General features: G+C 70.9%; 16 protein-coding genes, 1 tRNA gene and 4 pseudogenes. 12 read left to right on the top strand and 9 right to left on the bottom strand.

Features of this window, described 5'->3' with window-relative positions; translation table 11 throughout:
* Positions 1–34: 34 nt before the first annotated feature.
* On the bottom strand, positions 35–1789 hold the full coding sequence (gene cdgB / locus WBG99_RS19640) for a diguanylate cyclase CdgB (RefSeq protein WP_338897539.1): 1755 nt from the start codon (positions 1787–1789) through the stop codon (positions 35–37).
* Between the two features lie 654 nt (positions 1790–2443).
* Between cdgB and WBG99_RS19635 the strand changes: the two genes are divergently transcribed.
* Positions 2444–2935 (top strand): flavin reductase family protein, encoded by a 492-nt coding sequence (locus tag WBG99_RS19635; protein WP_338900404.1) that lies wholly within the window; start codon positions 2444–2446, stop codon positions 2933–2935.
* An 85-nt stretch (positions 2936–3020) separates the two neighbouring features.
* Here WBG99_RS19635 and arfB read toward each other — a convergent pair whose 3' ends face one another.
* Positions 3021–3488, bottom strand: a complete 468-nt coding sequence (arfB, locus tag WBG99_RS19630) for an alternative ribosome rescue aminoacyl-tRNA hydrolase ArfB (protein WP_338897538.1) — start codon at positions 3486–3488, stop codon at positions 3021–3023.
* A gap of 200 nt (positions 3489–3688) precedes the next feature.
* Here arfB and WBG99_RS19625 point away from each other — a divergent pair, with 200 nt between their 5' ends.
* Positions 3689–4264, top strand: coding sequence for a TerD family protein (locus tag WBG99_RS19625; protein ID WP_338897537.1), 576 nt, complete (start codon positions 3689–3691; stop codon positions 4262–4264).
* Between the two features lie 179 nt (positions 4265–4443).
* On the opposite strand, the pseudogene WBG99_RS19620 reads toward WBG99_RS19625, so the two are convergent.
* Positions 4444–4596, bottom strand: a pseudogene (locus WBG99_RS19620) (transposase); the annotation flags it as partial.
* A 176-nt stretch (positions 4597–4772) separates the two neighbouring features.
* Positions 4773–6269 (bottom strand): M1 family metallopeptidase, encoded by a 1497-nt coding sequence (locus WBG99_RS19615; protein ID WP_338897536.1) that lies wholly within the window; start codon positions 6267–6269, stop codon positions 4773–4775.
* A 6-nt stretch (positions 6270–6275) separates the two neighbouring features.
* Here WBG99_RS19615 and WBG99_RS19610 point away from each other — a divergent pair, with 6 nt between their 5' ends.
* Entirely contained in the window at positions 6276–6776 is a 501-nt protein-coding gene (locus WBG99_RS19610; RefSeq protein ID WP_338897535.1) for a hypothetical protein, read from the top strand.
* Positions 6777–6896: 120 nt separating this feature from the next.
* Here the strand turns inward: WBG99_RS19610 and WBG99_RS19605 are convergent, their stop codons facing one another.
* The gene (locus WBG99_RS19605) at positions 6897–7565 is read right to left on the bottom strand and encodes a pentapeptide repeat-containing protein (protein WP_338897534.1); all 669 of its coding nucleotides are present in this window, start codon (positions 7563–7565) and stop codon (positions 6897–6899) included.
* Positions 7566–7735: 170 nt separating this feature from the next.
* Between WBG99_RS19605 and WBG99_RS19600 the strand changes: the two genes are divergently transcribed.
* The 3 genes and pseudogenes from WBG99_RS19600 to WBG99_RS19590 form a co-directional block, all read left to right on the top strand.
* Entirely contained in the window at positions 7736–8971 is a 1236-nt protein-coding gene (locus tag WBG99_RS19600) for an FAD-dependent oxidoreductase (protein WP_338897533.1), read from the top strand.
* Positions 8972–9214: 243 nt separating this feature from the next.
* Positions 9215–9439 (top strand): hypothetical protein, encoded by a 225-nt coding sequence (locus WBG99_RS19595; protein WP_338900602.1) that lies wholly within the window; start codon positions 9215–9217, stop codon positions 9437–9439.
* Positions 9440–9709: 270 nt separating this feature from the next.
* Positions 9710–10539 (top strand): annotated as a pseudogene (locus WBG99_RS19590) (FAD-dependent oxidoreductase); the annotation flags it as partial.
* Between the two features lie 140 nt (positions 10540–10679).
* Here WBG99_RS19590 and WBG99_RS19585 read toward each other — a convergent pair.
* Positions 10680–11082 (bottom strand): annotated as a pseudogene (locus tag WBG99_RS19585) (transposase); the annotation flags it as partial.
* Between the two features lie 438 nt (positions 11083–11520).
* On the opposite strand from WBG99_RS19585, the pseudogene WBG99_RS19580 reads away from it, so the two are divergent.
* Positions 11521–12089, top strand: a pseudogene (locus WBG99_RS19580) (TetR/AcrR family transcriptional regulator).
* A 522-nt stretch (positions 12090–12611) separates the two neighbouring features.
* Positions 12612–13490, top strand: coding sequence for an alpha/beta hydrolase (locus WBG99_RS19575; RefSeq protein WP_338897532.1), 879 nt, complete (start codon positions 12612–12614; stop codon positions 13488–13490).
* 161 nt (positions 13491–13651) lie between these two features.
* Here the strand turns inward: WBG99_RS19575 and WBG99_RS19570 are convergent, their stop codons facing one another.
* Positions 13652–14017 carry a hypothetical protein gene (locus WBG99_RS19570; protein ID WP_338897531.1) on the bottom strand — a complete coding sequence of 122 codons (366 nt, stop codon included), beginning with the start codon at positions 14015–14017 and terminating at the stop codon, positions 13652–13654.
* A 409-nt stretch (positions 14018–14426) separates the two neighbouring features.
* Between WBG99_RS19570 and WBG99_RS19565 the strand changes: the two genes are divergently transcribed.
* The gene (locus WBG99_RS19565; protein ID WP_338897530.1) at positions 14427–14714 is read left to right on the top strand and encodes a hypothetical protein; all 288 of its coding nucleotides are present in this window, start codon (positions 14427–14429) and stop codon (positions 14712–14714) included.
* 549 nt (positions 14715–15263) lie between these two features.
* Here the strand turns inward: WBG99_RS19565 and WBG99_RS19560 are convergent.
* Positions 15264–15337: transfer RNA gene (locus tag WBG99_RS19560), tRNA-Thr, on the bottom strand.
* 235 nt (positions 15338–15572) lie between these two features.
* Here WBG99_RS19560 and ugpC point away from each other — a divergent pair.
* The 3 genes from ugpC (at position 15573) to WBG99_RS19545 (ending at position 18311) form a co-directional block, all read left to right on the top strand.
* Positions 15573–16709: a sn-glycerol-3-phosphate ABC transporter ATP-binding protein UgpC gene (gene ugpC / locus WBG99_RS19555; protein ID WP_338897529.1), complete on the top strand. Its 1137-nt coding sequence runs from the start codon at positions 15573–15575 to the stop codon at positions 16707–16709.
* A 240-nt stretch (positions 16710–16949) separates the two neighbouring features.
* A complete protein-coding gene (locus WBG99_RS19550) occupies positions 16950–17399 on the top strand; it encodes a hypothetical protein (RefSeq protein ID WP_338897528.1) in 450 nt (149 codons plus the stop codon).
* Positions 17400–17579: 180 nt separating this feature from the next.
* Positions 17580–18311 (top strand): nucleotidyltransferase family protein, encoded by a 732-nt coding sequence (locus WBG99_RS19545; protein ID WP_338897527.1) that lies wholly within the window; start codon positions 17580–17582, stop codon positions 18309–18311.
* 127 nt (positions 18312–18438) lie between these two features.
* Here WBG99_RS19545 and WBG99_RS19540 read toward each other — a convergent pair whose 3' ends face one another.
* Entirely contained in the window at positions 18439–20160 is a 1722-nt protein-coding gene (locus WBG99_RS19540) for a DoxX family membrane protein (RefSeq protein ID WP_338897526.1), read from the bottom strand.
* Positions 20161–20190: the final 30 nt, after the last annotated feature.

The following is a 20190-nucleotide window of genomic DNA, read 5'->3' as shown; positions in this document are numbered from 1 at the left end:
TTCTCTCCGAATGTCGCAGGTGTCACTCTGGCCGCTATCCGGCCCGCCGGTGCTGTCTGGGACGAGATCGTTTCTCGACGTACATCCGCTCGTCAGCTGATTTCAACACCTCGTCCGCCGTCATTCCGCAGTGCGCCCATCCGATGCCGAAACTGGCGCCGACGCGCATCGCGCGGCCGTCCACCCGGATGGGCTGGATGATCTCGTTGCGCAGGCGTACGGCGAGGTCCTGGGCGTCCGCCCGGCCGAGGCCGTCGGCGAGGACGACGAACTCGTCACCGCCGAGCCGGGCCACGGTGTCACCGTCGCGCACGCCCCGGCTGAGCCGCCGGGCCACCTCGATGAGGACGGAGTCGCCCGCGTTGTGCCCGAACCGGTCGTTGATCGACTTGAACCCGTCGAGGTCGCAGAAGAGCACCGCGAGCCCCTTCGTGCCGTCGTCCCGCCCGTCCTCGGGCGCGACGGTGTGCACATGGTGGTCGAAGGCACCGTACGGCCCTCCGGCCGCGTGGAAGTCGAAGGCGTGCCCGCTGTGGCCCGCGGCCTCGTACGCGTCGAACGACGGGTGCGGCAGCTGCGCCGGGGACTCGGCGGCACCGGCCTCCCCGTACTCCCCGCCGAACTCGCTCTGCTCCCCGAACTGCCCGAAGGCCGCGTTCATCGAGTCGGGCGCCGCGCCGGCCGGGAGGGACTGGGGGCGCTGGCAGAGTCGGGCGGAGAGGCGGGAGCGCAGCTCGGCGGAGTTCGGCAGGCCGGTGAGGGCGTCGTGCGAGGCCCGGTGCGCGAGCTGGAGCTCGCGCCGCTTGCGCTCCTCGATGTCCTCGACGTGGGTGAGCAGAAAACGCGGCCCGTCGGCGGCGTCCGCGACCACGCTGTTGCGCAGCGACACCCACACGTGCGTACCGTCGCGCCGCCCGAGCCGCAGCTCCGCGCGCCCGCCCTCGGCGGAGGTCCTGAGGAGCGTGCCTATGTCCTCGGGGTGGACGAGATCGGAGAACGCGTACCGCCGCATGGCGGAGGCGGGCCGCCCGAGGAGCCGGCACAGCGCGTCGTTCGTCCGGAGGATCCGGCCGTGCTGATCGCCGCCCATCTCGGCGATGGCCATGCCGGAGGGGGCGTACTCGAAGGCCTGCCGGAAGAATTCCTCGCTGGCGCGCAGCGCCTGCTGCTCCCTTTCGAGCCTGACCAGCGCGCGCTGCATGTTGGCGCGAAGCCGAGCGTTGCTGATCGCGATGGCGGCCTGGAAGGCGTACATCTGGAGCGCTTCCCGACCCCACGCCCCCGGTCGCCGACCGTTTCGCGGCCGGTCCACGGAGAGGACGCCGAGCAGCTCACCGCAGGAGGCACCGCCCGCCCCCGGGGTGTACATCGGCGCGAACAGCCGGTCGGAGGGGTGCCACTCGTCCTCGAAGCGGGGTGCGGGGCCGTCGGTGTACCACTGTGGTACGTCGTCCTCGTCCAGGACCCAGCCCTCGGTGTGCGGTATGAACCGCAGGTCGCCCCAGGCCTCACCCATGGCCAGCCGGCGGTCCCAGGAGGTGCGGGAGCCGACGCGACCGCTGATCAGGGCCTCGGCGGCGGAGTTCCCGGAGAGGGCGGCGACGACCAGGTCGCCGTCGGGGCGGACGAGGTTCACGCAGGCCAGCTCATAGCCGAGGCCGCCCACCACACCGTCGGCGACGGTCTGCAGCGTGTCGGCCAGGCTGCGTGCGGTGTTCATGTCCGCCATCACCTGGTGCAGCTGCCGCAGCGTCGTCAGACGGACGTAAGGCTCCGACTCGGATTCCATTCGCCCTCCCCCGAGATCTCGTGGCAGCTCCAGGCTCCAGGCTCGTCGTCATGTCCCGTCGTCCGGTATCACCGGCGAGGCCGATGGCACCGAGGTAACCTGCGTAACTCGCGGGCTTACTCCCGCTTACCGTTCCCGCTTACAGCTTGCAGCGTCCCCGCCACTGAATCACAGCGCGAAGCCCACTCGGTACACAGGGTCAACAAAATGTGGCTCCTGTGACTCAAGTCACAGGAGAACGTGAGCAATTGAGTGGAGACTATGCGTTTCCCCCGTGCACTTTCTGAACAGGTTCCAGAACTCTGTGTAGGCGGCGTGCAGAGGGGCAGCGGGGCCGGAAGCACCGACGGGTCGCGCTCGTGGCGGGCTTCGGCTGTCGGCCCAGGTCGCAGGTCCGGGTGGTGGGCGGGCGTCGGCCCGATGTGATGGGGCGGGCGTCGGCCCGATGTGATGGGTCGGGCGTCGGGATCAGCGTACGAGCGTGCCGAAGACTCCGCGCCCACCCGTCCGCTCAGCTCCGCCCCTGCCCTCCCGACCCCGTCCGCGATCCCTCACGCGCCTTCCTCCGCGGCCGTCTCGGGGACCCCGGCCGCGCCCGGGTCCACGCCCGGCGGGCATGCTGATGGGGTGAGTGAAGACGAGTTCCGTGCCGCGATGTCCCGGCTGGCGGCGGGGGTGGTCCTGGTGACGGCGTGCGAGCCGCCGCTGGACCCCGGGGATCCCGAGGGGCCGAGCGGCGAGGACGTCGGCATGACGGCCACCTCCTTCATGTCCGTGTCGCTGGACCCGCCCCTCGTCATGGTCAGCCTCCGCGAGGGCTCCCGTATGGACGACCTCCTCGCCGAGCAGCCTCTGTGGGCCGTCTCCGTCCTCTCCGAGCACCAGCGCACCACCGCCGGCCGTTTCGCCATGAAAGGCCGCCTCAGTGACCGCCTGCTCTTCGCCGACATCCCGTACACCCGCGGCGCGGCCACCGGCGCTCCCCTGGTCGGCGGCGCCCTGGCCACCCTGGAATGCCGCACCGAGCAACGCGTGACCGCCGGCGACCACACCCTCGTCATCGGCCGCGTCCTGGCCGCGACGGCGCCGGGCACGCACGGCGGCCCGCTGGCCTACTTCCGGGGCAGGTACAGGCAGTTGGGCTGAGGAGTCCGGGGCGGCTCGGAAAGGGGCGCGGGGCCGTGTCCCCGTGCTGCTGCGCCGCGTGGGCGCGACAGGTCCCCGTGGGCGGTCAGCCCCAGTCGCGCCCCGACCGCCCCCGCTTGGTGTCGGACCGCTGCTTCTTCTCCCGCAGCCGCCGCTCGTTGATCCCCCTCGGGACCCGGGTGGCCCGGCGCGGCCTGGGCGGCGGCGCGGTCGCCTCCGCGAGGAGCGCGGCGAGCCGTACGGCCGCGGTCTCCCGGTTCCGCCACTGGGAACGGTGCTCGGAGGCCCGCACACTGACGACGCCGTCGACGAGCCGCCCCGCGAGCCGCTCCAGCGCCCGCACCTTCCACACCTCGGGCAGTGCGTCGGTGTTCGCGAGGTCGAACCTCAGCTCGACCTGCGAGTCGCTGGTGTTGACGTGCTGTCCGCCGGGACCGGAGGAGCGGGAGAAACGCCACATGAGCTCGGACTCGGGAAGCGAGACGGAGCCACGAATGCTGATGCCGAGGCTTCTGGGGGACGGGCCCCCAGGCCCCCGAGAAGGACCGGACATGCCCCCATGGTCGCGCGGATGTCCGGTCCACGTCACGCGCTTTTCACCCGCACCCGGTGATGCTCGGTAAAGAAAGTAAAAACCGCTGGAACCTCTGGCGCCCCTCTCTACGTTCATACAGGTGCAGGTAGCTTCGTCAACGGCACGAAGCTCGTAGGACACGTAGGGCATGTAAGCAAACGAGGGAAGGACTCCCAACCATGGCTGTAAGCCTGTCCAAGGGTGGCAACGTCTCGCTCACCAAGGAGGCTCCGGGCCTGACCGCCGTCACCGTGGGCCTCGGCTGGGACGTCCGCACCACGACCGGCACGGACTTCGACCTCGACGCGTCCGCGATCGCGGTCAACCCGGAGGGCAAGGTCTACTCGGACGGCCACTTCGTCTTCTTCAACAACAAGCAGACCCCGGACCAGACCATCGTCCACACCGGCGACAACCGCACGGGCGAGGGCGCCGGCGACGACGAGGCGATCAACGTCAACCTGGCGGGCCTCCCGGCCGACGTCGACAAGATCGTCTTCCCGGTCTCCATCTACGACGCCGAGAACCGCTCGCAGAACTTCGGCCAGGTCCGCAACGCCTACATCCGCATCGTCAACCAGGCGGGCGGCGCCGAGATCGCGCGCTACGACCTCTCCGAGGACGCCGCCACCGAGACCGCCATGGTCTTCGGCGAGCTGTACCGCAACGGCGCCGAGTGGAAGTTCCGCGCCGTCGGCCAGGGTTACGCCTCGGGCCTCGTCGGCATCGCCCAGGACTTCGGCGTCAGCGTCTGACGTCACGTCCGACGTCCACGACCGAGGCCGGCGATCGACGTCCCGGCGGACGTCCACAGCGGACCGCGTCCTGATCGAGCCCCCGCCCCGCACCGGGACGGGGGCTCGCTCCGTCTCCGCATCCCGCCCTCCCCCACCCGCGATACGTCGCCCGATTGAATCCTCCCCTCCCCGAAGGGAGGGAGGATTGGCTCACGTCGGCTGTGGACCGGCGGTCCGGCAGCTCTCGCACGATCACCAGCCGGGTTGAGACCGGCCCGGACGAGCATCACGCGGGCGGAGTTCTTGTCCCCGGGGGACCCGGCTCCGCACGCGGTGCAGGCGTAGGTTCGCCTCATCCTGGGCCGGCGCCGGTGGACCCGCCGGGAACTCGTCGAGTCGACGGGAGACCGGCCCCTGGCCGCCCCAACCAACCCGCCTGCTCACGGAGTTCGAGAAGTCGGAGGCGCAGACAGGCGCAGGCCGGCTGAACGGGCGCGTCGGAGCACTCGTCGGCGGGGTGGCCGTCTCAGGCCTCCGGCGGCTTGCCCTCCCCGTACAGCCAGTCGCCCCAGACCGGTGTCAGGTCGGCGTCCGGGGCCGTCTTCTGCGCGTACCTCTCGGCGTACGCCGTGAAGTCGGCCGTATCCGCGTTGCCATGGCGACGGTCCGTGGCCCAACCCCGCAGCAGGCCGAGGAAGGCGTCGTCGCCGACGGCCTCGCGGATCTTGTGGAGGACCATGGCGCCCCGCTGGTACACCGGGCTGTCGGAGATGCGGGCCGCGCTCGGCGGCTTCGCGGGCGGGAAGTCCCACACGGCCGCGTTCGAGGCGGCGTCCTCGTAGTAGTCACCCGCGTACAGGGCGTCGAAGATCTCCTGGGCGGTGTGGCCGCCGTGGTCCTCCTGCCACAGCCACTCGGCGTACGTGGCGAAGCCCTCGTTGAGCCACATGTCGCGCCAGGTCTTCGGGGTGACGGAGTCGCCGTACCACTGGTGGGCCAGTTCATGGACGAGGAGCAGGATGTCGGGGGCGCCGGGGAAGACAGGGCGGTTCTGGGTCTCCAGCGCGTACGCCACGTCCTCCGGCCGGTCGACGATCGCGCCGGTGGAGGAGAAGGGATACGGGCCGAAACCGGCCTCGGCCCACTCGATCACCTCCGGGATACGGCCGAGCACCGCTCGGCTCTTCTCGGCCTGCGTGGGGTCGACGGCGACGTACACCGGCAGTCCGTCCGAGCCCGCCGTCCCGCCCCCGCCGGAGTGCCGGATCTCGTAGGTGCCGATCGCGAGCGTGGCCACATAGCTCGCCATCGGTTCGGCGGTGTGCCAGGCGTAGGTCGTACGGCCGTTCTTGGCGGACTCGCTCCGCAACTCCCCGTTGGAGACCGCCCGCAGAGGCTCCGGGACGGTGACCGTGATGTCGTAGGCCGCCTTGTCGGAGGGGTGGTGGTTGCCGGGGAACCACGTCATCGAGCCCGTCGGTTCACCGAGCGCGAGGACGCCGTCGGCGGTCGGCAGCCAGCCCTCCCGGGAGCCGTCCGGGTCGGTGATCGTCTCCGGGGCGCCCGCGTAGCGCACCGTCGTGCGGAACCTCTCCCCTTCGTCGATCCCGTGCGCCGGCGTGACGGTCAGCTCCTGCCCCGCCCTGCTCCAACGTGCCGCCGCGTCCCCGACGGCGACCGACTCGACGTCCATCCCCTTCAGATCGAGGTTGAAGGCGTCGAGGGCCCGGGTGGCCCGCGCGGTGACGACGGCGGTGCCGCGCAACCGGTCGTCGTTCCCGATGCCGGAAGGGGGTTCGTACTGGAGCGTCAGGCCGTAGTGGGTGACGTCGTAGCCGCCGTTGCCGAGCTTCGGGAAGTACGGGTCCCCCAGGCCGGCGGAGCCGCGGCTGCCGACGTCGGCGCCCTCGGTGCACGAGACGAGAGTGAGGGTGAGGGCCAGGGCGAGCGTGAGCAGGGCGGCGGCCGGGACAACCGGTGCGGATCGGGACACGCCGGAGATCCTATGGGGACATGACACCATCCCTACGTGCTCGACATCGGCTACGCCCTCTCCAACCGCTTCCCCGACCCGCCGCAGACCGACTACCGCCGCGCGGACGTGTACGCGCTGCGGCACGACCTGTTCTGCGGCGACGTCTACCTCGCCGACAGCAAGGCGGACCGGGAGCTGTCCACAGCCTGGGGGTGGGTGCCGGTGCTGGACTTCGCGTGGGCGCTGTGCGACATCGTGGAACGACTGGACCAGGACCCGGCGGGCTCCCGCGCCTCCCGGCCCCAGCACGCGGAACTCGACTTCACCGAGTCCACCGACCGCATGCTCTTCGAGCGCCGCTTCGGCTGGGTCGACGTCGAGGCGGACTGGATGGCGCCGGAAGACCCCCCGCTGACCTTCTCCCACACCGAACTCCGCCGCGAGGCGAGGGACTTCCTGCACGACCTGATCGCCGACCTCTGCGACCTACACGAACCCCTGGCAGAGAACCCCGTTATCTGGACCCTCCAGTCCCGCTTCCCCCGCCTGCCCTAGCCCACCACGAAGGCACGGGCGCGCCAAGGCGCACAACGGGGTCGAGGGGGAACAGCCCCTGGAGGAGAGGGCGGGTGGGGGTGGGGGCGCGAGGGCTGAGACCCCCGCGCCCCCACCCCCTCATCCCTCCACGCGAATCCCCATCTCCCCCGCCAACACCGGCGCCAGATCCATCAACTGCGCCGCGCTGATCACCGCCCCCGACAACCGATCCACCCCCCGCGCGATCTCCACCGACACCGCCTCCCGCAGATCCACATCCGCCAGGCTCACCCCGCTGAGATCCGCCCCCTTCACGGCACACCCCACAAACGCCACCCGCTCCAACCGCGCACCCCCGAAATCCGGCTCGACGAGAACACAGTCCTCGAACACCACATCCTTGAGCCGAGCCTCACGCAGATTCAGACAGTCCATCTTCCCGCCGCGAACGAGCACCCTCTCCAGCACGGCCCCGTGCAACTGCACCCCGCCCAGCCGCGCATCCACCACCTCGACGTCCCGAAACGTCGCCTCACCGAGATCCGTACCGACCCCCCGTATCCCGATGAGCACGGAGTCGAGAACACGGGCCCGGTGCAGCCGGGTCCCATCCAGCGCGCAGCCCGTCAACGCGCAGTCCATGAACCGGGCGCCCCCACCGTCCTGCCCGGCGAAGTCCTCCTCCCGGAACTCCAGCCCGTCGTAGTCCCCGTCGGGCTCCAGCCCGCCGCCCGCGTACGCCTCCAGCGCCGGCAACCGCACCTCCGGCCGCCGCGCCACCTTCACCACCGACCTCGCCCTCACCATGACCCCATCGTGCACCCCACCACTGACAGTCCTCCGGACCTGCGGCATCACCCACGAAACCCCGCCACCACGACCCGACACCAGGACCCACCGCCGGCCCATGTCACATCCGGGCGCCCTCCCCCGTCGTACTCACCGACAGGCGAATCCGACCCGAGGGAGCCCCGCCCATGCGCCGCACCCCCACCCACCACCGCCCCCTCCACCACGCCCGCACCACCACCCCCCTCACCGTCATCGGCGGCGGTTTCGCCGGACTCACCGCGGCGATCACCGCCGCCGAGGCGGGCGCGAAGGTCACCGTGTACGAGGCGCACCACACGCTCGGAGGCCGGGCCCGGACCGCGGAGGGGCCGTACCGGACGAACGAGGGACCGCACGCTCTGTACAGCGGCGGCCCGCACTGGACCTGGCTCACGCAGCGGAACCTGATCGCTCCGCTCGCGCCTCTCCCGCCCCTGGAGGCGGCCCGGCTGCGCCTGCACCACAGGGGCGCCCTGCGCCGGACCCCGCCGTTCGGGATGCTCAGGCTCCTCCGCCCACGCCGTACGGGCCAACGGGCGCCCATCGACGCCGACTTCCTCACCTGGGCGACGGAGCAGGCGGGCGAGGAAGCCGCACGCGCCGCCGCCCACTACGCGGCGGTGGCGCTGTACCACCACGACCCGGGCTCCCTGTCAGCCGCGTTCGTGCAGGAACGGCTGCGGCGGGCCACGAAGCTGCCCCCGGAGGCGCACTACCCGCGCGGCGGCTGGGCGAGCGTCGTCGACCGGATGGCGGCCCGCGCCTGGAACCTGGGCGTGCGCATGGAGGCCCTGAGCCGGGTGGACAGCCTCGACACCGACGGGCGCGCCCACGGCCCGGTCATCGTGGCCACATCCCTCCCACGCCGCCCGCCGCCTGTTGAGGGACGACTCGCTGACCTGGCCGAGCGGCCTACCGCACTCGTCGACCTCGCCGTCCGCACCCGGCGCGGTGACGCGTTCGCGGTCTCCGACCTGGACGCGCCCGGCTGGATCGAGCGGTTCACCGCGCAGGACCGCACGCTGGCCCCGGTGGGCGAACAGCTGATCCAGGGGCAGTTCCCGATCGGCCCGCAGGAGTCGCGGGCGGATGGCGTCACCCGGGCCGAGCGCCTGTTGGACCTGGCCTTCCCCGGCTGGCGGGACCGGGTCACCTGGCAGCACGAGGCGACCGCGAGCGGCCGTACGGGGGCGGTCGATCCGCCCGGCACCAGCTGGCGCGACCGCCCGGCCGTGGACCGGGGCGACGGCGTGTACCTCGCGGGCGACCAGGTCGCGGCGCCGGGCGTGCTGTCGGAGGTGTCGTTCAACAGCGCCCTCGCTGCCGTTTCGCTGGCGCTGGGCAGAAGACCGAAGGACACGCTCGACCTCAAACATGCTTGAGGTCAGAGGCTGGGCTCACCACGCGAGAACGAACGACCCGCCCTCAGCAGGCGAGTGCGCTCGACGACACCTGCGGTGGAACCCGTCATGCACGCCGTCCGCCCGCACACGTTCGGCCCCTGCCGACAACCTCACGTACGAGAAGGCCGAGGACCCCGAGCTCGGTGCGGGCCCGGTGCGTAGCGCCGTCGCCGCTGGGGCGCACGGGGAATTCCCGGAAGACGCGCGCGTAGTGCCGCCCGCGTGATCGATGTCCCGGACGAGCTGGCCGCCACCCTGGAGGGGTTCTACGAGGGAGAGGGCGAGCCGGTGGCCCTGCGTGTGTGGGACGGCGACGGGGCGGTCCGGCTCCTGGACCACGACCGAACCGACGACCTACGCATTACAAGGGCCTGCATGATCATCCCGGCTGGTGCCGGGCAGTGCCGCAGAGTCCAGTATTCCCTGATCAGAGGCATCCGACCTTGATCGACTTGATGGCTGGTCCACCCTGGTGCCGCCCAGTCCGCTCAGGGACTGTAAAACGTTCGGTTGACAGACCAGGGGCTCGGGGTGGTCGTCCGCCTTCGGCTGAGCCATAGAAAATCCCTTCGTCGGCCGAGAGCAAGGTGATCACCTGATGCCCCGGGGTACGGGAATGATTCAGACCGCACCCTCGGCCAGCGAGCATGCCGTACGGCTAAGCGGTCGGCTCCAGAAGTCCTTCGAGGGTTGACTCCGGAGCCGATCGTGGGCGCCGGCGTGGACGACCACGCCTACACCCTCAACAGCCCGGAGGACGCCGCCATCCTCGCCGACCGGCTGACCCGGCTCGACGGTGGGACCGTCGTGGTCGGCGGCAGCGGCCTCACCGGCGTCGAGGCCGCCGCGGAGATCGCCGAGCGGCACCCGGAGCTCGAGGTGGTGCTGCTGGGCCGGCAGGAGCCGGGCGTGAGCATGCACCCGAAGGCCAAGGCCTACATGGACGCGGCGCTCGCCCGGCTCGACGTGCGGGTGCGCAGCGGCGTCGAGGTGGCCAAGGTGCTGCCGGACAGTGTCGAGCTCGCGGACGGCTCCAGCATCCCGGCGGGCGCGGTGCTGTGGACCAGCGGCACCCGTGTCTCGCCGCTGGCGGCCGCCGCGGGCCTGACCGTCGACGAGCGCGGCCGTGTGGTCACCGACAGCGCGCTGTGCTCGGTCTTCCACCCGGACGTCTATGCCGTGGGCGATGCGGCGGCGATCCGTCAGGGCTACGGCGTGATGCACGGGACCTGTCGGGGGGTATGCCCACCGGCGTGCACGCGGCCCTCTCGATCCTGCGGGTGCTGGCCAGCAAGGAGCCCAAGCCCTTCCGTTTCGGCTACTACCACACACCTGTCAGTCTGGGCCGGAACGACGCCGTCGTGCAGTTCACCCACCCCGACGACAGCCCGCGCCGGATCGTGCTGACCGGCAAGCGAGCCGCAAAGTACAAGGAGACGGTCACCGCCGCGCCGTGGCCGACCTTCGCCCGCATGAAGAAGATGCCCGCCTCGGGCGCGTTCTGGCCGCACGGCGGCCGCTACACCCGGATTCGGAGCGCCAAGTGACCCAGCCGCGGCAGGCGCCTGGGCGGCGGAGAGCTTGACCCTGCCCGCCGACTGGGCCGGCGCCGTGGACGCCCTGGAGGACGCCTTCCCAGCAACCGCGCCCGCGTCGAGCGTTTCTTCGCGCTCGCCAGGGACGTGACGGCGCCGTCACGGCACACGACCTCGACGCCCGGATGCTCGCGCAGCCAAGCTTCCAGCGTGTCGGCGGTGCGGTCGGGCAGCACGTCGATCCGCTCATTGGTCTCGGCGTCGATCACCCGGTGGCATAGCGGTGCCGCCAGCGCAGAGCGAAGTCGTCGACGCCGATCACGCGGGGCGTCCGCCCGGTGGGCAGCGGGATGCGCAGCAGGGCGCGCAGGGCCGTGTGGCGAGCAGGCCCGCCGCGAGTATCGCCAGCAAACGAGATCCCGCCCGGCCCGCTAACTCCTTCACCACAGCCTTGACTTACCTGGTCAGACGGGCCGTGCGTCGCTGGTGACGCTCAGACACTCCGGGCATCTGCTCGCGGAAGGGCTGCCGGCAGCCGCGCGTGGGACACACCAAGTCCCGGCCTGCGAGGCCCGGCACGGGTAGGTCGGCCACGACCCTTCGCGCGCGGCTGACAGAGGGCCGTAACCAGCCGATATCCCCCCCACTCAAATCGCGAAACCAACATCAAGTCACGCAACGCCCTCTCAGAGTTCGAAGCCGCTGCGGCAGATATCCTCTACAACGGCGCCCAGTGGGCGCGGGCCTGGCCAGGGGCTGGGTCAGGATGGCCGTCGGCCTCATCGCGGCCGCACCCTCCGGCTTCGGGGGTGACGGGCGGCCGCCAGGGCTGCACCGCGTCCCCGCCCGGACGAAGCCGAGAACACCGCCGTCCCGGCGTAGCGGAACCGTACTCACATGCCCGCCCGGCCCGTGGGCGGCGTGAGATCGCCCCGGCAAGGCGCTGTAAACCGATCGGTTTTCATTTTATCCACATCGAGTTAACCTCGCGGCATGACCACCGAAGTGAAGCCAAGTACCAGAGAGCGGCTGCTGGAGGCGGCGGCCACGCTCACCTACCGAGACGGTGTCGGCATCGGCGTCGAGGCGCTGTGCAAGGCGGCGGGGGTGTCGAAGCGTTCCCTGTACCAGCTGTTCGAGAGCAAGGACGAACTGCTGGCGGCGAGCCTGGGGAACGCACCTCTGCCTTCGCGGCCGGGCTCCTGCCGGCGGCGGACGACGGCCGTTCACCCCGCGAGCGGATCCTGCACGTCTTCGACCAGCTGGAGGAGCAGGCGGGTGCGCCCGACTTCCAAGGCTGTCGGTACCTGGCTGCTCAGATCGAGCTCAAAGACCAGAGCCACCCTGCAAGCCAGGTGGCCCACCGGGTGAAAGAGAATCTGACCGCCTTCTTCCGTGCCGAGGCCGAACGGGGCGGGGCAAGCCATCCCGACCTGCTGGCCCGGCAGCTCAGCCTGGTCTTCGACGGCGCCAGCGCCCGCGCGGGGATCGGAGCCGACAATCTGACAGGGCTCGTCACGCCCACCGTGACCACCCTGCTCGATGCGGCAGGCATGCACTGACGCATCCCCTTTCGAGCAGGCGCCGCGACCGTGCCCTCCCCAGACCGATGGCTCCCACCCCTGATTCCCTGCAATCGAGGGGAGCCCGGTGGCCGTAAGGGTGCTGACGGGCGTGCCGCGCGCCAGGAAGGCCGTCGTCTCGTCGACATCAGCGCCCAACAGCAGGTACGCAGCTCCCCAGGGCCTCATCCAGCCGGCTCGGACCGCTTGGCCGCATCACTCTTGGCCTCGGCGGCGTAGCCCTACACCTGCAGCTGGAGCGTTTAGACGTGCCGTAGTAGCCCTTGAGTGCGGAATCGGCGACCGCTGTGCGGATGGCACTCTCGCGTCTCTCCTGTGCGCTGACCCTGTTGCTGCGGATGGCAACCTCAGTCTTGCGCTCGGAAACCGATCGGTTTACGATGATGGAAACCGGTCGGTTTCTCAATGAATTCAGGAGCTGGTCCGTGGTCACGCCCCCTTCGGGCGGGCCCTATCCGAATCACCCGTCCGCAGCAGTTCACACAAAGGGAAGCCAGCGAGATGCCCAGCCCAGAGCCACGTCCCACGATGCACATCCCGGGAACCACCAGCCACACCATCGCCCCGCGCACAGGACATCGCAGCAACGAGGGAACCCTGCGCTACCTCAAGGCGGGCACCGGTGCCCCCGTGGTCCTGCTGCACACTGTGCGCACCCAGGCCGAGCACTTCCGCTCCCTCATCCCCCTGATCGCGGACCAGTACACCGTGTACGCCCTCGACCTGCCGGGGATGGGATACTCCGAGATCGTGCCCGGTGCGTCGTACGACGAGCCGGCCATGCGCGCGGGCGTCAAGCGGCTCCTGACCGAACTCGACCTCCACGACGTGACCCTGGTCGGGGAGTCCATGGGGGCGGTGCTCGCCCTGACCACCGCGGCCGACCTGCCCGAGCGGGTCCGGCGCGTCGTCGCGGTGAACACGTACGACTTCCCCGGTGGGATCGCCCGGTCCAGTCTTCTCGCCCGTGTGGTGGTCGGCGGTGTTCTCACTCCGGGGGTAGGCCCGGTGGTCGCCGGGGTGGAGCCCAAGGCCGCCTTCCGCAGGATCCTGCAGGGCGGGCTGGTCGACAAGACCGCGCTGCGGGCGGACTACGTCGACGAACTCCTCCAGGTGGGCCGCCGCCCCGGCTACCCGACCGTCGCCAGGGCCGTGTACCAGAGCCTGCCCAGTCTCATCGCCGCCCGCTCGCGCTACCCCGAGGTCAAGGCACCCGTCCACCTCGTCTACGGGGAGAACGACTGGTCCCGACCCTCGGACCGGCAAGCCGACAAGGAGCTGCTGCCTGACGCCGATTTCACGCAGGTGCCGGGAGCGGGCCACTTCATCGCTCTGGAACGGCCCGGCATCCTCGCCGATCTGTTGAACGCGGCGGCGTGACCGCTGCCCGACGTCCTGGCAAGCCAAGGAACGGTGCATGACCGGAGCGCCGCCGAGATCATGTGGCAGTGGGTCGCATCGTCGGCGATAGTGGCTGATCAGGGCTCTGGCTTGATGCGCCTGGTGCCACCTGGGCATCGCCGCCGAGCGGGCCCGCAGCGTCATTCCTCGGACGGACGGAAGGCAACGACGTTGTCTGGGACCTGCGAGCGGGGCGCCGACTGGCTCTGCTGGTCGGTGAGGACCGCAGCGGCGAGGCTGAGCCGGGTGACCAGCTCCCGCAGTTCCTTGATCTCCCTTCGCTGGTTCGAGACGGTCTCCTTGAGCTTGACCACGGACTCGCGTAGTCGGCGCTCCGCCTCGGGGACCTGCTGCGCTTCGGTGCGTACCCGCTCGTAGAATTCGTTCTTCAGATCCGCGTGCCGCTTCATCAGGGCCATGCGGTGGACGTCGGCCTCGACGGCGAGGGCCGCGATGGTGAGACTCCCGTTGGAAGCGGTGGCCTGCCCCGCCAGGAGGCGGTCCATGGCCTCGCGGATGCGCGTGCGCTCGTCGGTGGGTTGCTCGGTCGTCTCAGGACCTCGGCGGTGGCGGCGTGGGTGACGGCGGCCTGGCGGAGTCGGGCGGCGTTGGCCCGCAGCCGGTTGCCGATGTGCATGGGTGCGTGCGCGGCGAGCTGGTCGATCTCGTCGGCGCGATCACGCAGTCGACTGGCGTGAGTGTCGGTGCGGGCCATGTTCCGCAGCCTGCCCGGCAGTCGAGCACATTCGGCGTGGTCGCGTTCGCTGCCGGTTCACACAATGCCGTCTCGCGCTTGAATGCGCAGATCAGGAGGGCGTCGGGGTTGTCGAACAGGACAATGCCGTCCCGGGCGAGATAGGCGGCTGCCTTCCTCGCGAACGTGGAGGGGACGATGCGGCCCTCGAAGTGCGGGGCTTGGGTCGCGCCGGTGACAGCGCGACGGGCCGCCGGTCCGGAGATCTTCTCACCGGCGGCCATGCGGTCGCGGAGCCGCGCGGCAGTGTCGGCCGCGGCAAGGGCCGTCTCGACATCGAGCACCCCGTGGATCGAGGCCAGCCGGAATACGCACTCGTCCACGTCCCCGCCCGCCTGGCCCGCACCGCGCGCATCAAGCTGACCGCCCACCTGCCCGCCAACTGGCCCTGGCACGGCGCCTACCAGGGCCTGTTCGAGGTCACCCATCGCCCACCCGCACCAGGCTGAGGGGCCCCGCACACCGAACAAACCGACGGCCACACCGGCCCTGGGCGACACCGCCACCACCGCACCCCCGACCCCGAAAGCACCGGACAGGCCGCGACCCGCGCACGGCGGATACCGCGCACCCTCACACCCCCGCCTCACACGGCCGACGCTCCTCGACGAGAGATCGCACCCGCGCGAGATTCACCGGTGGATCCGGGCTCAGAGGACCCTCGCTCCAGAGGCATTCCGACAGTTCCAATACCCGACGTCACCATTAGGCATCCTCCCTCACGTCGGCAAGAACGCCGCCGAGGCCACCGCCAAGCTGGTCCCGCTTCAGCGGAAGACCGAGGCGGAGGAGGCCCGCAAGGCCGCGAAGAAGGCCAAGGACAAGGCGAAGGCCGAGGCCAGGGCCAAGAAGAAGGCCAAGCGGAAGAAGCCCAGGAAATAGGCACCGGCCCGCTCCGCTCACGCAAGCCATCCCACGGTACCCCAGCCGTGTGACGCGTCACGCCCCGAGCAACACAAAAGGCCAGGTCACGAACTACGTGACCTGGCCTTCGGCGGAGCCCCCTGTCGGATTCGAACCGACGACCTACGCATTACAAGTGCGTTGCTCTGGCCATCTGAGCTAAGGAGGCGTGGCCCCCGTGCGGGGGCGCCCGTGCAGTGTACCCACGTCGCCGCCCGTGCTCGTCGGAAATTTCCGCGAAGTTCACAGGGGTCCGGGTACTGACAGACCAGGTGAACGGGGGGTACCGTCCTGACCCAATCCACTCCCGTGGACTACACCACCACAACATCATCCGTGGTGGATCACCACCTTTACAACGGATCGTCCGGCACGTTCCTGCCGGTGAAGGGGGCCTACGACCCATGGCCACAGTCTCGTTCGACAAGGCGACCCGGATCTACCCGGGTTCCACCAAGCCCGCCGTAGACGCGCTCGACATCGAGATCGAGGACGGCGAGTTCCTCGTTCTGGTCGGCCCGTCCGGTTGCGGCAAGTCCACCTCCCTCCGCATGCTCGCGGGCCTGGAGGACGTGAACGGCGGCGCCATCCGCATCGGTGACCGCGACGTCACGCACCTGCCGCCGAAGGACCGGGACATCGCCATGGTGTTCCAGAACTACGCGCTGTACCCGCACATGTCCGTCGCCGACAACATGGGCTTCGCGCTCAAGATCGCCGGCGTCAACAAGGCGGAGATCCGGCAGAAGGTCGAGGAGGCCGCGAAGATCCTCGACCTCTCCGAGTACCTGGACCGCAAGCCGAAGGCCCTCTCCGGTGGTCAGCGCCAGCGTGTCGCCATGGGGCGCGCCATCGTGCGTGAGCCGCAGGTGTTCCTCATGGACGAGCCGCTGTCGAACCTCGACGCCAAGCTCCGTGTCTCGACCCGTACGCAGATCGCGTCGCTCCAGCGCCGCCTCGGCATCACCACCGTCTACGTCACCCACGACCAGGTCGAGGCCATGACGATGGGCGACCGTGTGGCGGTCCTCAAGGACGGCCTGCTCCAGCAGGTCGACTCCCCGCGCAACATGTACGACCGCCCGGCCAACCTCTTCGTCGCCGGCTTCATCGGCTCCCCGGCCATGAACCTGGTCGAGGTCCCGATCACCGACGGCGGTGTGAAGTTCGGCAACAGCGTCGTCCCGGTCAGCCGTGACGCCCTGAAGGCCGCCTCCGACCGGGGTGACACCACCGTCACCGTCGGTGTCCGTCCCGAGCACTTCGACATCGTCGAGTTCGACGGCACCAGCGCCGCGGCCCTGTCGAAGGACGCCGAGGACGCCCCGGCCGGTCTCGCCGTCTCCGTCAACGTCGTGGAGGAGCTCGGCGCCGACGGCTACGTCTACGGCACCGCCGAGGTCGGCGGCGAGACCAAGGACCTCGTGGTCCGCGTCAACGGCCGCCAGGTCCCGGACAAGGGCGCCACGCTGCACGTCGTGCCCCGTCCGGGTGAGAACCACGTGTTCTCGACCTCCACGGGCGAGCGTCTCTCCGACTGAACCACCCGGCCCGGACACGGCCGTTCACCGAGCCACCGACCCGGGACAAATCACCCAGGTTGACGAAGAAGGCCCCGCAGGCACCCTGCGGGGCCTTCTTCGTGGCCGCCAATCACCCTGGCAAATCACCCCATTTCGACCACAGTACGTCAACCCACCACCCGGAAGACGGCGCTCGGGCATCCCCCGTACCGGTGACCTGATGTCGCCCTGCCACTACCCCGCGCTACCCTCACTCGCGTGAAGCACACCCACACCCACACCCAACGGACACGGCACGGCCGCGGCCCCGCTCGTCGGATCGGCCGCTCCCTCGCCCTCGTCCTGCCCGTCGTCCTGGTCCTCTCCGGCACCCTCGCGGTCACCCGGGTCAACTGGTCGGGCTCCGACCCGGCGGACTCGGTGCTCGCCGCCTCGGAGGTCTCCCAGCGCGCCAAGACCCGCGCCCCGCACCAGGTGCTGCGCGACAAACTCCTCGTGGAGCTCCATGAGGAGGACCCGGGCGTCGCTCTCACCCACCTCCAGCAGGCCGTGAACGGCCGCCCGGCACTGGCGAAGCACTGCACCTCCATCGCCCGCGCCCTCGGCCGCGCCGCGGTCCGCGCCTACGGCCCCACCCGCGCCCAGTCCTACGCCCGCCCGGTCTGCGACACGTCCTTCGCCACGGGAGTCGCCGCCCAGTACAGCTGAGCCACCCGCCGCAGCCGAGGGAGCCCGAACGGGCCCCCAGGTCCCCGACAGGGCCGTGAGGCCGCCTGGCGCTCCCCAGGGCTCCCCAGGGCTCGCACCCCGCATACCGAGCCGCTTCCTCCCCGTACACCCGTCCCAGGGCCGTGCTCCCGCGCACGGGGCGCGGCGTACAGTTCGGCCATGACCGATCCGAACGCCGCGTCGCGCCCCGTTCAAGCCGTGGTCCTCGCCGGTGGGCAGGGCTCCCGGCTGCGTCCGTACACCGACGACCGGCCCAAGCCCATGGTCGAGATCCCCGGTACGGGCACGCCGATCATCGGCCATCAGCTCGCCTGGCTCGCCGAGGAGGGCGTGACCGACGTCGTCGTCTCCTGCGGCCATCTCGCCGACGTGCTGCAGCAGTGGCTGGACTCGACCGACCTCCCGGTCCGCGTGGCCACGGTCGTGGAGACGGAACCTCTGGGGCGAGGCGGAGGCCTCAAGTACGCCGCCGCCCACCTCCCCCACCCCGACCGCCCCTGGTACGCCACCAACGGCGACATCTGGACGCGTTTCTCGCTCCGCGACATGGCGGACTTCCACACCGAGCGCGACGCCCTCGCCACGCTCGCCCTCGCCCGCCCCCGCATCCCCTGGGGCGCCGTGAAGACGGACGGCTTCGGCCGCGTCACCGACTTCATCGAGGCCCCGCCGACGACGTACGAGGTCAACGCCGGCGTCTACGTCTTCTCCCCCGAGTTCACCGCCCTCCTCCCCGAACGCGGTGACCACGAACGCACCACCTTCCCCCGCCTCGCCCGAGAACGCCGCCTGGCGGGCTTCCCCCTCCCCCAGGGCGCGTACTGGCGAGCCATCGACACGGCGAAGGACCTGACGGAGGCGGCGAAGGAACTGGCGGCCCTGAGCCGCTGAGGGGCGTCATGCGGGGCTCGGGCCGAGCGACGACGCCTCCCCCCTCCTCTGAGCACACACGGCAATGGGCCCCGCGCCATCCACACGCGGGGCCCGTCTGCGTACGTATCGGCGCGGCCGACGGCGACTACCCGAGCAGTCCCCCCACCAGACCGGGCTGCCCGCCGGAAGAGGTCCCCCCGCCGGAACCACTGGTGGCTCCGGCCGACTCCCCGGTCGGACCACCGGAGGCCCCTCCCGTGGAGCTGGGACCCGCCGTCGTACTCGGCGCCTGCTCGACCGGCGGGGACTCCTGTGGCGGTGCCTGCCCGGCCGTCCCCTGCGTCTGGCTCGGCTGTCCGGTGACCGCACCGGTGTCCCGCGTCGCCCCCGGCGTCGTGGCCGCCTGCGACGGGCTCGCCGAAGTGGCCCCGGCGGTGGGTGAGTTGGACGCGGAGGGGCTGTCCTTTCGGCGGTTCTCCGGCTCATCCGGCAGCGGCGACCCCGGCAGTTCGTTGCGCGGCGCCTCGCCGGGCCCGGGAACCACGATCCGGTCGGCGTCCCGCACGGCCCCGCCGAGCAGGGACCCGATCAGCAGTGTCAGCCCGACGGCGATCGCGGTGACGAGGGCACCGCGCCGCAGCACATGGCGCCGCAGGTCCCAGATGTGGGCGCGCGGTCCGAGCCTGCGCCAGGCGTTGCCCGCGAGCCGTCCGTCGGCGGAGTACACCGGTGCGCCCGCGATGATCAGCGGGGACCAGGCGGCGAGGTAGATGATGTCGGGCGTCTCGTAGGCGGGGACGGTCTTCCAGCTGACGGTGACCAGCAGCGCGGCCGACAGCAGCGCGCCGATCCCGGCGGCGAGGCGCTGCCAGAGTCCGAGGACGGTCAGCACGCCGACGACGACCTGGGCGAAGGCGATGACGAGCCCCGAGCCGACGGGATGTTCGAGGGCGAACTGCCGCAGCGGCTCGGCGACTTCCCACGGATGCAGCGTGTTCAGCCACTTCACCATGGAGCCGCGCTCGCCACCGTCGAAGTAGTGCGGGTCGCAGAGCTTGCCCATGCCGGCGTAGATGGAGATGAAGCCGAGGAAGACGCGCAGCGGCAGCAGTACGACGCCCAGGTTCATCCGGCGGCCGGGGTAATAGGCGTGCCGGACGGGCTCGTTGCCGGTCCGGCGCTCGCGCCGCTCGTCCTCGCCGTCCTCGCCGTCCTCGTACGGCTCGGCGAACTCGCCGTCGGCGTAGGCGTCATGGCCGTACCGCCGCTGGTCGTACTCCGGTTCGTCGTACGCACTGCCGACGCCACGCATGGTGGGGAGCATGCGGGTGCCGTCGGGGGCATGGTCGCCGTGCGTGCGCTGGCTGCCGACGACGGGCGTCTCCACGGTCTCGACGGTCAAGTCGGCGCCGTAACGCCCGCTTCCGGTGTCGTAGCCGCCGCTCGCCGGGCCGTCGAGGCGGGGGATGACCTGCGTCGAGCCGGTGTCGCTCAACGGTTCGGGGGGGCCGACGCCCGCGCCGCGTGCCGCCTGGAGGAGCCGGTGGGCTCCGGTGTCGTCCGGCGCGGACTTCCCGCTCCAGACGACCGGCGAGCGACGGCGCCCGGCGGCGGGCACACGGCCCGCCGTACCCGCGAGCGGGATGCGCGCGGTGTCCTCGGTGGCGCTCAAGTGCCGTGCGATGCGCGGGGACGCCCGCGTGGAGGCGCCCAACTGCACGCGGAAGCTCGCGTGGTTGACGATGACCTGCGCCGGATCGCTCGGCACCTTCACCATGCTCAGCGCGGGAGCGTCGTCGAACCCCGAGTCGAATCCCGACGAACGGTCCCCCGTGGGTGTGCGGGGTGTTCTGGTGTCCACGCTCATCTAACCGAGTGACCTGTCGTTAGGACACTG

Source organism: Streptomyces sp. TG1A-60, from assembly GCF_037201975.1.
In the GTDB taxonomy this organism is placed as follows: Bacteria; Actinomycetota; Actinomycetes; order Streptomycetales; family Streptomycetaceae; genus Streptomyces.
This window is presented reverse-complemented; position numbering and strand designations above follow the sequence as displayed.

Excerpts from the sequence above, each read along its gene's own strand:
- WBG99_RS19570 (WP_338897531.1), bottom strand. The coding sequence starts at position 14,017 with ATGGACCGCCTCCTGGCGGGGCAGGCCACCGCTTCCAACGGGAGTCTC.
- WBG99_RS19605 (WP_338897534.1), bottom strand. The coding sequence starts at position 7,565 with ATGGTGAGGGCGAGGTCGGTGGTGAAGGTGGCGCGGCGGCCGGAGGTG.
- arfB (WP_338897538.1), bottom strand. The coding sequence starts at position 3,488 with ATGTCCGGTCCTTCTCGGGGGCCTGGGGGCCCGTCCCCCAGAAGCCTC.
- WBG99_RS19600 (WP_338897533.1), top strand. The coding sequence starts at position 7,736 with ATGCGCCGCACCCCCACCCACCACCGCCCCCTCCACCACGCCCGCACC.
- WBG99_RS19625 (WP_338897537.1), top strand. The coding sequence starts at position 3,689 with ATGGCTGTAAGCCTGTCCAAGGGTGGCAACGTCTCGCTCACCAAGGAG.
- ugpC (WP_338897529.1), top strand. The coding sequence starts at position 15,573 with ATGGCCACAGTCTCGTTCGACAAGGCGACCCGGATCTACCCGGGTTCC.
- WBG99_RS19545 (WP_338897527.1), top strand. The coding sequence starts at position 17,580 with ATGACCGATCCGAACGCCGCGTCGCGCCCCGTTCAAGCCGTGGTCCTC.
- cdgB (WP_338897539.1), bottom strand. The coding sequence starts at position 1,789 with ATGGAATCCGAGTCGGAGCCTTACGTCCGTCTGACGACGCTGCGGCAG.
- WBG99_RS19575 (WP_338897532.1), top strand. The coding sequence starts at position 12,612 with ATGCCCAGCCCAGAGCCACGTCCCACGATGCACATCCCGGGAACCACC.
- WBG99_RS19615 (WP_338897536.1), bottom strand. The coding sequence starts at position 6,269 with ATGGTGTCATGTCCCCATAGGATCTCCGGCGTGTCCCGATCCGCACCG.
- WBG99_RS19540 (WP_338897526.1), bottom strand. The coding sequence starts at position 20,160 with ATGAGCGTGGACACCAGAACACCCCGCACACCCACGGGGGACCGTTCG.
- WBG99_RS19635 (WP_338900404.1), top strand. The coding sequence starts at position 2,444 with ATGTCCCGGCTGGCGGCGGGGGTGGTCCTGGTGACGGCGTGCGAGCCG.